The organism is Phreatobacter sp. (assembly GCF_030691135.1).
GTDB lineage: Bacteria > Pseudomonadota > Alphaproteobacteria > Rhizobiales > Phreatobacteraceae > Phreatobacter.
The window spans coordinates 74,921-87,288 of sequence record NZ_JAUYFA010000031.1 but is presented as its reverse complement, the minus strand read 5'-3'; the positions used below and the strand labels follow the sequence as shown (position 1 = coordinate 87,288).

General features: G+C 67.2%; 10 protein-coding genes. 6 read left to right on the top strand and 4 right to left on the bottom strand.

What is annotated here, in order from left to right; all coding sequences use genetic code 11:
• From Q8O26_RS05065 to Q8O26_RS05045, 5 genes are all read left to right on the top strand, one after another.
• Positions 1 to 329, top strand: a 329-nt coding sequence (locus Q8O26_RS05065) for a tetratricopeptide repeat protein (protein WP_305574118.1), incomplete at its 5' end; no start/stop codon positions are given.
• A complete protein-coding gene (gene tilS, locus Q8O26_RS05060) occupies positions 316 to 1,359 on the top strand; it encodes a tRNA lysidine(34) synthetase TilS (protein ID WP_305574116.1) in 1,044 nt (347 codons plus the stop codon). The genes Q8O26_RS05065 and tilS, both read left to right, overlap by 14 nt.
• Before the next feature lie 190 nt (positions 1,360 to 1,549).
• Positions 1,550 to 3,469 carry an ATP-dependent zinc metalloprotease FtsH gene (ftsH, locus tag Q8O26_RS05055; protein ID WP_305574114.1) on the top strand — a complete coding sequence of 640 codons (1,920 nt, stop codon included), beginning with the start codon at positions 1,550 to 1,552 and terminating at the stop codon, positions 3,467 to 3,469.
• Between the two features lie 287 nt (positions 3,470 to 3,756).
• On the top strand, positions 3,757 to 6,618 hold the full coding sequence (locus Q8O26_RS05050) for an EAL domain-containing protein (RefSeq protein ID WP_305574120.1): 2,862 nt from the start codon (positions 3,757 to 3,759) through the stop codon (positions 6,616 to 6,618).
• 111 nt (positions 6,619 to 6,729) lie between these two features.
• A complete protein-coding gene (locus Q8O26_RS05045) occupies positions 6,730 to 7,740 on the top strand; it encodes an aldo/keto reductase (protein ID WP_305574112.1) in 1,011 nt (336 codons plus the stop codon).
• Between the two features lie 137 nt (positions 7,741 to 7,877).
• Here the strand turns inward: Q8O26_RS05045 and Q8O26_RS05040 are convergent, their stop codons facing one another.
• Positions 7,878 to 9,572, bottom strand: coding sequence for a methyl-accepting chemotaxis protein (locus Q8O26_RS05040; RefSeq protein WP_305574110.1), 1,695 nt, complete (start codon positions 9,570 to 9,572; stop codon positions 7,878 to 7,880).
• 266 nt (positions 9,573 to 9,838) lie between these two features.
• On the opposite strand from Q8O26_RS05040, the gene Q8O26_RS05035 reads away from it, so the two are divergent.
• Positions 9,839 to 10,024 (top strand): hypothetical protein, encoded by a 186-nt coding sequence (locus Q8O26_RS05035; protein WP_305574122.1) that lies wholly within the window; start codon positions 9,839 to 9,841, stop codon positions 10,022 to 10,024.
• Between the two features lie 62 nt (positions 10,025 to 10,086).
• Here the strand turns inward: Q8O26_RS05035 and Q8O26_RS05030 are convergent, their stop codons facing one another.
• From Q8O26_RS05030 to Q8O26_RS05020, 3 genes are all read right to left on the bottom strand, one after another.
• Positions 10,087 to 10,614, bottom strand: coding sequence for a hypothetical protein (locus tag Q8O26_RS05030; protein WP_305574108.1), 528 nt, complete (start codon positions 10,612 to 10,614; stop codon positions 10,087 to 10,089).
• Between the two features lie 82 nt (positions 10,615 to 10,696).
• The gene (locus tag Q8O26_RS05025; protein WP_305574107.1) at positions 10,697 to 11,836 is read right to left on the bottom strand and encodes a GGDEF domain-containing protein; all 1,140 of its coding nucleotides are present in this window, start codon (positions 11,834 to 11,836) and stop codon (positions 10,697 to 10,699) included.
• Positions 11,837 to 12,050: 214 nt separating this feature from the next.
• Positions 12,051 to 12,341, bottom strand: coding sequence for a hypothetical protein (locus tag Q8O26_RS05020; RefSeq protein WP_305574105.1), 291 nt, complete (start codon positions 12,339 to 12,341; stop codon positions 12,051 to 12,053).
• Positions 12,342 to 12,368 lie beyond the last annotated feature (27 nt).

Below are 12,368 nucleotides of genomic sequence, written 5' to 3'. Positions count from 1 at the left end.
ACGAGCAGGCCGAGATCGCTTTCCGCGGCTTCCTGCAGAAGCATCCGCGCGACCGCCTCGTGGGGGACGCCACCCATCAGCTGGGCGAGGCGATGTACCAGCGCCGCCAGTATCGCGAAGCGGCCGAGCAGTTCCTCAAGGTGTCGACCGATTTTCCGCGCGCCGCCCGCGCACCGTCGAGCCTCCTTCGCCTCGGCCAGTCCCTGAATGCGCTCGGCGAGCGCGAGGCCGCCTGTGCGGCCTATGCCGAGTTCAACCGCAAGTTTCCGAACGCCAACGCGTCCACTAAGACCGCCGTCGTGAACGAGCAGCGCCGTGCCAGCTGCTGAGGCCGAGGCGGCAGCGCCCCTCGAAGACGACGAGATCCGCGACCTTTTCCACTCCCTTTCCACGCAGACCGCCCTGCTCCTCGCCGTATCCGGTGGACCCGATTCGATGGGGATGCTCGCCGCCTTCGCGCGCTGGCGCGACCTCACCGGAGCGGTGCCTGCTCTGACGGTGGCCTGTGTCGATCACGGGTTGCGGCCGGAAACCGCAGCCGAAGCCGCCGGCGTCGTCCGTGCCGCCGAGGGCTTCGGCCTGCCCGCGACGACGCTGCGCTGGGACGGCGACAAGCCGGCGACCGGGCTGCAGGAGGCGGCGCGGGACGCCCGCTACCGGCTGCTCGGCTCCCATGCCCGGGACATCGGCGCCAGTGCCGTCGTGGTGGCCCATCACCGCGAGGACCAGGCCGAGACCGTGATGATGCGGCTCACCCGGGGATCGGGCCCCCTGGGGCTGAAGGGCATGGCGGCGGCCAGCGCCCATGACGGGATCACGCTCCTGCGTCCCTTACTGTGGGTTCCGAAGGCGCGGCTCGCCGCGACCGCCCGGGCTGCCGGCCTCACGCCCGTCGATGATCCGTCCAACCGCGACGACCGCTTCACCCGGGTGCGAATCCGGCAGATGATGCCGCACCTGGTCGCGGAGGGCCTCGATTCCGAGCGCCTGGCGATCTTCGCCGGGCGGATGAGGATGATCGAGGCGGCGCTCGCCCAGCATGCCGCGGTGCTGGATGCGGCCTCGCGCCAGCGCAGCGTCGTGCCGGAAACGGTCGTCTTCGACGGCTCGGGCTGGCTCGACAAGCCTTTCGTCGACGTCCAGCAACTGCTGGCGGCGGTGCTGCGGGAGGTCGTCCCGGAGGGGGCGCGCGAGCGGCTGGAGGCGCTCGAGGCGCTGACCGGGGCGGTGCTGATGGCGATCGCCGAGGGGGGGGCGCTGCGCCAGACGCTCCAGGGCGCCCTGGTGACCGTCACTGCCGGAGGGCGCGTCATTGTGGCACGGGAGCCGGCGCGCCAGTCGCCCCGTAGGACAATCTAGGGATTGGCTGACCGCAAGGGGCCATGGCGCCGACAGCTTCGCGTCGTTACGTCGCCTCCTCCTTGGCAAGACCCCCTCGCGCTCCTACATTGGGTCGGTAAGGGTTATGCCGCACGACACATGAGCATGAGCATGGCTTGCGCGCCATTCGGCGCCTCGCGCGCGGCGATACCCTAGGGATGGACACGCGATGAACTCCAATTTCCGCAATCTCGCCCTGTGGGTGATCATCGTTCTTTTGCTTCTTGCGCTGTTCACGCTGTTCCAGAGCCCGCAGCAACGCGCCGGGTCGTCGGACCTTCCCTTCTCGCAATTCCTCACCGAGGCCGATGCCGGTCGCGTCCGCGACGTGACCATCCAGGGCCCGGAGCTGACCGGGCATTTCACCGACGGCCGCACCTTCCAGACCTATTCGCCGCCGTTCCCCGGGCTGACCCAGCGTCTCGTCGAGAAGGGCGTCCAGGTTCAGGCCCGTGCTCCCGGCGAGCAGGTGCCGTGGTTCGTCGCGCTCCTGGCGCAGTGGTTCCCGGTCCTCCTCCTGATCGGTCTGTGGATCTTCATGTCGCGCCAGATCCAGGGCGCCGGCGGCAAGGCCATGGGCTTCGGCAAGTCGAAGGCCAAGTTGCTTACCGAGGCCCACGGGCGCGTCACCTTCGAGGACGTGGCGGGCATCGACGAGGCCAAGCAGGACCTGCAGGAGATCGTCGAGTTCCTGCGCGATCCGCAGAAGTTCCAGCGGCTCGGCGGCCGCATCCCGCGCGGCTGCCTGCTGGTCGGTCCGCCCGGCACGGGCAAGACGCTCACCGCCAAGGCGGTGGCCGGTGAAGCCAATGTGCCGTTCTTCACCATTTCCGGTTCGGACTTCGTCGAGATGTTCGTCGGCGTCGGCGCGAGCCGCGTGCGCGACATGTTCGAGCAGGCCAAGAAGAACGCGCCCTGCATCATCTTCATCGACGAAATCGACGCTGTCGGCCGCCATCGCGGCGCCGGCCTCGGCGGCGGCAACGACGAGCGCGAGCAGACGCTGAACCAGCTGCTGGTCGAGATGGACGGCTTCGAGCCGAACGAGGGCATCATCATCATCGCGGCGACCAACCGTCCCGATGTGCTGGACCCCGCCCTGCTGCGTCCCGGCCGCTTCGATCGTCAGATCGTCGTCCCCAATCCGGACGTCAACGGCCGCGAGAAGATCCTCAAGGTCCATGCCCGCAAGGTGCCGCTGTCGCCTGATGTCGACCTCAAGATCATCGCCCGCGGCACGCCCGGCTTTTCCGGCGCCGATCTGATGAACCTGATCAACGAGGGCGCGCTGCTGGCGGCCAGGCGCGGCAAGCGCATGGTCACCATGGCCGATCTCGAGGACGCCAAGGACAAGGTCATGATGGGCGCCGAGCGCCGGTCGATGGCGATGTCGGAAGAAGAGAAGAAGCTGACTGCCTACCACGAGGCTGGTCACGCCATCGTCGGCCTGAAGGTGCCCGCCGGCATGCCGGTGCACAAGGCGACGATCATCCCGCGCGGCCGCGCACTCGGCATGGTCAAGTTCCTGCCTGAGGGCGACCGCTACTCGATGAAGTACAAGGAGTATACCTCGCATCTCGCGGTCGCCATGGGCGGGCGTGTGGCCGAGGAACTGACCTTCGGCAAGGAGAACGTCACCTCCGGCGCCGTCGGCGACATCGATCAGGCGACCAAGATGGCGCGCGCCATGGTGACCCGCATGGGCTTCTCCGAGGAGCTTGGCATGGTGGCCTATGGCGACAACCAGGAGGAGGTGTTCCTGGGCATGTCGATGGGCCGTCAGCAGAGCATCTCCGAATCGACCGCCCAGAAAATCGACACGGAAGTGAAGCGGCTCGTGCAGGAAGGCTATGAGGAGGCCAAGCGCATCCTCACCGAGAACCACGAGCAGTTCATCCAGGTCGCCGAGGCGCTGCTTGAGTATGAGACGCTGTCCGGCGACGAGATCAAGGACCTGCTCATCGGCAAGCCGCCGGTGCGCGATGCCGAGCCGGACAAGAACCAGACGCGCCATTCCGCCGTGCCTTCGACCGGCAAGGGCCGCCGTCCCGCCAACGACGACGGGCTGGAACCGCAACCGCAGGCGTGAGCCGCGATCAGCTTCAGGGGAAGGCGGGCCGCGTGCCCGCCTTTTTCGTTTCGGCGGACGGTATGGGCCACGAGCGGCGAAATCACGGGACCGCGGGTGAAAACCGTCGCGCTACCCTTGCTCCGCGCCGCGTCACCCGGCTAAGTCAGAGGAACATGCATGTGAACGAGCGCCGCAATGGCGCCACAAGCGGGGCTCATGGCGTGACGCCTGTTGCAGATCCAGTGGTCACGACAAAGCCCCGACCGTCGCTCGTGAGAAAAACTATCGTCCTTTTCCGCGCCCTCATGGTCGCGCTGGCCTTCGCCTGCGGCCTGCCGTTCGCCGCCGGCCAGGCGTTCGCCGGCGACCCCGTGGCCGTCACGTCGGGATCGCCGGCCATCAATCTCGGCCGGGCGGTGACCTTCGTGCCGGGCGAGGGTGACCGCGTTTCGGTGCCTACGGCACCGGGCAGTGACGGCATCGTCCGCCGCATGGAGGTGCGCCAGACGCGCACCGATTCGAGCGCGGTCTGGGCCGTGTTCACCCTCGCCAACGCCACCGACGAGCAGGTCGACCGGCTGATCGTCGTGCCGCATTACCGGCTGATCCGGTCCGGGCTGCTGCGGCCCGATCTCGGCGCCCAGCGGCTGGTGTCGCTGACGCCGAGCCAGGGCTTCCGCCCCGAGCGCCAGACGGCGGTCGACCAGGACGTCTTCCTCATCACCCTCGATCCGGGAACGACGGTGACCTTCGTCGCCGAGCTGCACGATTCGCGCATTCCGCAGATCACGCTGTGGCAGCCGGACGCCTTCAAGGAGCGCGAGAACTCCTTCACGCTCTATCGCGGCATCATTCTCGGGATTTCCGGCCTGCTGGCGCTGTTCCTGACCATCCTCTTCGTCGTCAAGGGCTCGCTGATGTTTCCGGCCGCGGCCCTCCTCGCCTGGGCCGTGCTCGGCACGCTGGCGCTCGATTTCGGCTTCTGGACACGGGTGATGGAACTGGGGCCGGCGTCGGTCGCCTTCTGGCGCGCGGTGGCAGAAGCGATCCTCTCCGCGACGCTGATGATCTTCCTCTTCGCCTATCTCGACCTCAACCGCTGGCATGTGCGGTACACGGTGTTGATGGCGGCGTGGCTCGCCTTCGCCGGCGGCATGGTGACGGTCGCCTGGTTCGACCCGCCGATCGCCGCCGGCATTGCCCGGCTCGGCATCGGGGCGGTGACGATCCTCGGCACGATCATCCTCGTCTACCTGTCCTTCCTGCGCTACGACCGCGCCATCAACCTGCTGCCGACCTGGGCCCTGTTCATGGTCTGGGCGGGGGCGGCGCTGCTGATGGTCTCCGGCCGTCTCAACAACGAGATCGCCGCACCCGCCCTCCTCGGCGCGCTGGTCCTGCTCGTGATGTTGATCGGCTTCACCGTGATGCAGCACGCCTTTTCCGGCGCCGGCGTGCCGCGCGGCCTCGTCTCCGACACCGAGCGCAAGGCGCTGGCGCTCACCGGAGCCGGCGACATCATCTTCGACTGGGACGTGGGCACGAACCGCATCTGGGTCGGGCCGGAACTGGAGACGCAGCTCGGCCTGAAGCGCGGGTCGCTGGAGGGCGTCGCCACCAAATTCGTCGAGGCGCTGCATCCCGCCGACCGCGACCGCATCCGCTCGACCCTCGACACGGTGGTGGAGCATCGCCGCGGCCGGCTGGTGGAGGAGTTCCGCCTGCGTTCTGCCGACGGCCACTTCGTCTGGATCATGCTCCGCGCCCGCCCGGTGGTCGGCTCGGACGGCGAGGTGGTGCGCCTCGTCGGCACGCTCGCCGACATCACCGAGTTCAAGGCGGCGGAAGAGCGGCTGTTGCACGACGCCGTCCATGACAACCTGACCGGCCTGCCGAACCGCGAACTCTTCCTCGACCGGCTCGATGCCGCGCTGATGAGCGGCCACGGTGACGATCCGCGCCGCCCGACCGTGCTCGTCCTCGACATCGACCGGTTCAAGCAGGTGAACGATTCCGTCGGGATCTCGGTCGGCGATTCGATTCTCCTCACCGTGTCGCGGCGCCTGTCCCGCCTGCTCAAGCCGCAGGACACGCTGGCGCGGCTCAACGGCGACCAGTTCGGCATCATTCTCGTGTCGGAGCGCACGCCCGAGCGCATCACCGGCTTCGCCGAGACCATCCGCAAGGCGCTGCGCGCGCCGATCGCCTTCAGCGAGCGCGAGATCTTCCTCACCGGTTCGATCGGCATCGCGCTTGCCGACGGCACGCAGAGGAAGCGCGACGACCTCCTGAAGGATGCCGAACTCGCCGCCTATCACGCCAAGCGCCTCGGCGGTGACCGCATCGAGGTTTTCAAGCCGGCCCTGCGCGCGCACAAGAGCGACCGCCTGGCGCTGGAGAGCGACCTGAGGCGGGCGCTGGAGCGCGGCGAGATCGCCATCGTCTACCAGCCGGTGGTCCGCCTCGCCGACCGCACGCTCGCCGGCTTCGAGGCGCTGGTGCGCTGGGACCATCCGCGCCTCGGCCGCCTGCCGCCCGCCGATTTCATCGCCATCGCCGAGGAGACCGGTCTCATCGTCGAGCTCGGGCTCTTCGTCATGGACCGGGCGGCGCGCCAGCTCGCCAACTGGCAGCAGCTCATGCCGCTGGAACCGCCGCTGTTCACCGCCGTCAACGTGTCGAGCCGGCAGTTGCTGCGCCACGACCTCCTGCAGGATATCAAGGGCGTGCTCGCCCGTTCCACCGTCGCGCGCGGCTCGCTGAAGCTCGAACTGACCGAGAGCCTGGTCATGGAGAACCCGGAATATGCGGCGCAGATGCTGCACCGGATCCGCGAGCTCGGCGCCGGCCTTTCGCTCGACGATTTCGGCACCGGCTATTCCTCGCTCGCCTATCTGCAGCGCTTTCCCTTCGACACGATCAAGATCGACAAGAGCTTCGTGCGCGCCGACCAGCGCGGCATCAGGCCGGTGATCCTGCGCACCATCATCGCGCTCGGTCAGGATCTCGGCATGGAAGTCGTGGCGGAGGGCGCCGAGAGCGACGCCGACGCCGTGGAGCTGTTCCAGCTCGGCTGCGACTATGCGCAGGGCTACGCCTTCGGCGAGCCGATGACCGCCGACCAGGCGACGAAACTCCTCAAGGCGGCGCTGGCCCAGGCGGCGTGAGGACCGCCGGGTCCCGCGTCGTTTCGCGGGGCCTCGCATGCAGGGGCGGTGGTTTTCTTTTGCCTGTGGTGACGGCCTACTGTGCCAAAGCCCCAGAACAGGAAACGCCCCATGACGCCCCGCAATCTCGGCCGCTCCGGCCTCAAGGTCTCGCCGGTCTGCCTCGGCACGATGATGTTCGGCGGGCCGACGGACGAGAAGGACTCGGCCCGCATCATCGCGAGGGCCAAGGAGGCCGGGGTCAATTTCATCGACACGGCGGATGTCTATACCGAGGGCCGTTCGGAGGAGATCACCGGCCGCGCCATCAAGGCCGACCGTTCGCACTGGGTGCTGGCGACCAAGCTCGCCAATCCCACCGGGCCGGGGCCCAACGATCGCGGCCTGTCGCGCCTCTACATGATGCGCGCGGTGGAGGCCTCGCTGAAGCGGCTCGGCACCGACGTCATCGACATCTACTACCTGCACAAGGAAGACCACGGGACGCCGCTGGAGGAGACGGTGCGGGCGCTGGGCGACCTCATCCGCCAGGGCAAGATCCGCCATTACGGCGTCTCCAACCACCGCTCCTGGCGCATCGCCGAGATCTGCAACCTCGCCGACCGCATGGGCATCGACCGCCCCGTCGTCAGCCAGCCCTATTACAACGCCATGAACCGCATGCCCGAGGTCGAGCATCTGCCGGCCTGCGGCTTCTACGGGCTCGGCGTGGTGCCCTATTCGCCGCTCGCCCGCGGCATCCTCTCCGGCAAGTACGACCCCAAGGCGCCGCCGCCGGAGGGCTCGCGCGCCGGGCGCGCCGACGCCCGCATGCTGCAGACGGAATGGCGCAAGGAATCGCTCGTCATCGCCCAGAAGCTGAAGGTCCACGCGGAGAAGCGCGGCATCACGCCGGGGCAGTTCGCCACCGCCTGGGTGCTGAACAACGCCCTCGTCACCGCGGCCATCGCCGGCCCGCGCACCATGGCGCAGCTGGAGGACTATCTCGGCGCGCCGGGATACGGGTTCACGAAGGCCGATGAGGCACTGGTGGACCGGCTGGTGCCCGCCGGGCATCCCTCGACGCCGGGCTATACGGACCCCGCCTATCCGCTGGAGGGCAGGGTGGCGCGGGCCGGGTGAACCGCCGCCTCACCCCGCGAGCCGGCTGCTCCAGGACCCATGGCCTCCAGGATCGTCGCCTTTGACTGAACCGGCCCTGACGGCCAAAGGCATCGGGGCCGGTTCCCGGTAAGGTGGAAAGGCCTTTCGTCCTGGTCTCAAGCGGCCGCGAAGTCCCTGACAAAGGATTCGACGGTGGTCCTCAGGTCAACAGCTTGGCTCGACAGGCCGGTGGAGAGTGCCATGAGTTGGGTCGAGGCTGTGCCCGTCATCTCGGCAGCTTGACCAACACCGGATATGTTCTGAGTCACCTCCTGCGTACCGGTCGCGGCCTGCTGGCAGTTTCGCGCGATCTCCATGGTCGCCGCACCTTGCTCCTCGACAGCGCTGGCAATGGCGGCAGCCGTTTCCTTGATGCTGCCGACAACGCGGACGATCTCGCCCATCGACTTCACCGATTCGCCGGTGGCCGACTGGATTTCGCCGACCTTGGCGGAGATTTCGTCGGTCGCTCGTGCGGTTTGATCGGCCAGTTGCTTGACCTCCGCCGCGACAACAGCAAAGCCCCTGCCGGCCTCGCCAGCGCGTGCCGCCTCAATGGTGGCGTTCAAGGCCAGGAGATTGGTCTGCGACGCAATGTTCTTGATGAGGTCGATCACCGCACCGATCGCCGATGCGGCAGTCGCCAGTGCTGCGATGCGGGTGTTGGATGTTTCCGCTTCCAAATAGGCGGTATCGGCAACCTTGGCCGACTGCGTGACCTGACCACCGATCTCCCTGACCGAGGCAGCCATCTCGTCGGACGCAGCGGCAACGGTCTGCACGTTGGCGGCTGCCTGCTCGGCGGCGGCCGCGACGGCCTGCGACTGCCGGGACGTTTCCTCGGCGGTCGCAGAGAGGTTCTTGGCGGCATCTGCCACTTCGCCGGACGAGCGGGCGAAGCCGGTGGCGAGGTTCTGCATGCGGCCAACGAAGTCGGCCGCCAATCTCTCACGGCGAGCAAGCTGTTCGCGCTCATGAGCCTCTTTTGTGGTGGCTTGCTGACGTGCTGTCTCGGCTGCCTGCAACTGGCCGCGCAACGTCATGAGCGATTGTGCTATGGTGCCAACCTCATCGCCACGCTCCGCTCCCGGCACGTCCACATGAAGCTCGCCTTTGCCAAGCGAGGCCATCACGCCAATGGCGGCCTGGATAGGGGCGACGACGCCGAAGCGCACAGCGAAGACAGCGAGCGTGATGACCGCGACGATGGCGCCAAAGATCGACAGTAGCGTTGCCCAGAAGGTCTGGTGCGACGTAACGGTCAGCGCGGCGCTGTCCCTTTCGGTCTGGGTGGATAGTCTCACATTGAATTTCTCAATCTCCGCGTTGATCGCGTCGAGGGCGGGATTGCAGGCACTGTTCATCAGCTTCGCAGCAGCGGCGTTTTCCTCCACCGTCGTTCCCTGAGCAAGGCGGATCGTCTCCTGGCAGGGACCGTTGACGGCGCGCTGCATGGCCGATCGCATCGGCTCAAGGTCACCCGCGGCCTGGGGCAGAAGCGCTATGGCCTGGGCGAAGTTCTCATTGAAAAACCTCAGCGCCTCAGCCTGCCTGGCAAGCGCATCCTTGTTTTCCTGATCGGTCGTTGTCGTCGTATTCTGGTAGACCGCGCTGCTGTATTGGTCGATGAAACGGCCCGCCCGGGCTAGTCGCAAAGCTGCCGTCTGCTGACGATCGAGCAGAATCGAATAGGCGTCATCGATCCAAAGGATTTTGTTGACCGCGTAATAGGCCCCGCCAAGGCTCACGACCCCGAGGAGGAGGAGGAGGCTGACCACCTTCCAAGTCAAAGAGAGATTCTTGAATGACATTTCCACGTCCCCTCTTTTGGCTGATAACCGTAAATTTGCTGTCGTGCAGCGCTATCGACTGATAGTTTGACCGAACGTTGCATAGAAAAATTTTATTATACTTGCAATGGTGGAGGAATTTATAATATGCAATTGCGTCTTTATTGTTTTTTTTCGTATTTTTACGAAGTTCGCCTATTTGATTTACCTAGTTGCAAGGCCAAACGGAATTGTGGGAGGTCAGTATCTGATATCGCTTATGAACGGCCCTCCGGCACCCCGCCGGCATGAGCCTTAACCCCGGGCAATTCCAGCTCCGCCTGGCCTGGAAACGGTTAGCGCTTCACGAGGACGATCTCGATGCGCCTGCCTATGCCTCCACATGGGGCGATGAGGCACTGGTTGACCGGTCGGTGCTCGCCGGGCATGCCTCGATGCTGGGCTATACCGACCCTGCCTATCCGCTGGAGTGAAGGGTGTCGCGGGAAGGGTGAGGGGGCTCAGGCGAGGCCGAAGAATACGGCGCGGGCGCGGTTCACCTCAACCCCGCGCTCACCCCGCAGCCCACCGGTGCCGTCTCGGGATGCGCCCGGCGCTCCAGCCGGAAGGTGGTGCAGCCCTCGGCCTGCGTCACCCGGCCGGAGAGGACAGCCCCCGCGCGGTCCAGCGTGCCGGTCAGCCCCACGGTCTCATAGTCGCGCGGGCGGACGATCCAGCGGCCAGCGGCCAGCGTCAGGCGGCGGGTCGCAGGGTCATAGCGGCCGTTCTGGCTGAAGCAGCCGGAGGGGATCGAGGGATTGCTCGGGTCGGCGTAGAAATGGAACGTCGCCCGGACGCGCTCGGGGCCCGCCTCGTCGATGGTCAGCGTCAGGCCGGTGCGCCCCTGCAGGCAGGTATAGGTGCCTGTCCAGGTGCCGGTGATGTCGGCGGGCTGCCCGTCGGCCGGCTGCTCATTCGCGCCGGGCGGCGTCTCGGCGCCGGTCTTGCCCTTGGCTTGGGCCAGCGCGTCGACAGGGCCGGCGATCAGGCAGAGGCAGGCGAGGGCGAGGATCGTCGGGCGCATCGCAACTCCGCAGGCGTGCCAGGTGGCCGGGGCTCGCACCGAGTTCGCCGCGATCGCAGGGGCGGGGTCAAGCCCCGCGGCCTCACCCGGCCAGACGCATGCCATCTTCGCGCGCCACCACCCGGTTGCGGCCGGTGCGCTTGGCCTCGTAGAGGCAGGCGTCGGCGCGGTCGATGAGGTGGTCGAGGTCGGGCTTGCCGCCGGCGACGGCCGAGACGCCGATGCTGATGGAGACGTGGACCGTCTCGCCCGCGGCGTGGATGGCGAGGCCGGCGATGCGGGCGCGCAGGCCCTCGGCGAGGACGGCGGCGGACTGCAGCGTCGTGTTGGGGAGGAGGGCGGCGAATTCCTCGCCGCCGATGCGGCCGAACGTGTCGGTGGGGCGCAGATGGGCGCGGATGGTCTCGGCGACCTTGACCAGCACCGCGTCGCCGCCGGCATGGCCGACCGAGTCGTTGATGGACTTGAAGCGGTCGACGTCGATGACCAGCATGCAGGCCGGCCAGTGGTCGCTCTCGCGCACCAGCTTGTCGGCCCTTTCCATGAAGGCCCGGCGGTTCGGCTGGCCGGTGAGAACGTCAGTCTCGGCGACGCGGCGGTAGCGTTCCTCGGCGCGGTCCTTGATCAGCGAGAGCTGCAGGAAGGAGATCAGCGTGATGTGGACGAGGGATTCCACCATGATCAGCGTCACCAGCGGCGAGGCGGTGATCTCGCTCGACGCCGGCACCGTCGAGAGCAAGGGCGGTATCATCCGGATGACGAAGATGCAGCCGTGGCAGAAGAGCCAGAAGGCGGCGGGCTTGCGGGTGACGAGATGCTCGTCCTTCAGCGTCCACAGCGCGAAGGCCGCAGTGAAGGAGGCGGCGGTGACGAACGCCGAGCCGACGATCAGCCGCCACTCGACGCTGGAGATGAAGGCGGGCCAGAAGCTGAGCGCCAGCCACAGGCCCGCGGGTGCCGCGACCCAGGCCCAGCCGACCTTGCGGTGGCAGAAGTCCAGCGTGCCCTTCGCGTTGAGGCTGTAGGACAGGATGATCAGGGCATTGCCGATGACGATGGAGAAGATATCCGGCACGAAGCCGCGCAGGGCCACGATGCATACGCCGATGCCGCCGAGGATGTTGGCGACGCCCCACGTCGCCAGGCTCTTCTGGTCGCTGTTCTGGCGCGCCGAGACGAGCAGCAGCGCACCCGTCGTCAAGGCGATCAGGACGACCGCCAAGGCAATGGTTCGGGGGCTGAGAAACTCGTGCACTTGCGATCCTTGGGCGGCCACGGGTGAACGTGCGAGGTTCATCCGCCGTGCGAGCCATCATGGCGCGGACTTCTTTGAACCTTCGTTAAACCCCGTAGGACAGCATGGGTGTGAAAATGAAAAACGGACCGGCCGAGGGGGCAGCCGGTCCGTTCTCCGTCAACTCACACAGGTGGCTGGACTAGGACCAGCGGCACACGCGCAAGCCGCGACGGTTGATAAAGCAGCGGCGGCGACGACCGCGCATCCAGCGCCGGCGGGGAGCCCATCGGCCGCGCCTGCGCTGGCGGCGACGCTGCATCTCCTCGGGCGAATCGGGGAGCGGTGCGGCCGGCTGCAGCGCCGACCTGACAGCCGCGATGTCCGATACGGCAGCCGGACTGGTCGGCGCGGCTTCGGCGAGGCCGATTCCTGTCGTGGCGGTGACGGCCAGGCCGCCGGCGAGTGCCGTCAGGAAAGTCCTGCGTTCCATGTCGCTTCCTCTTCGCATGAGCAGCCC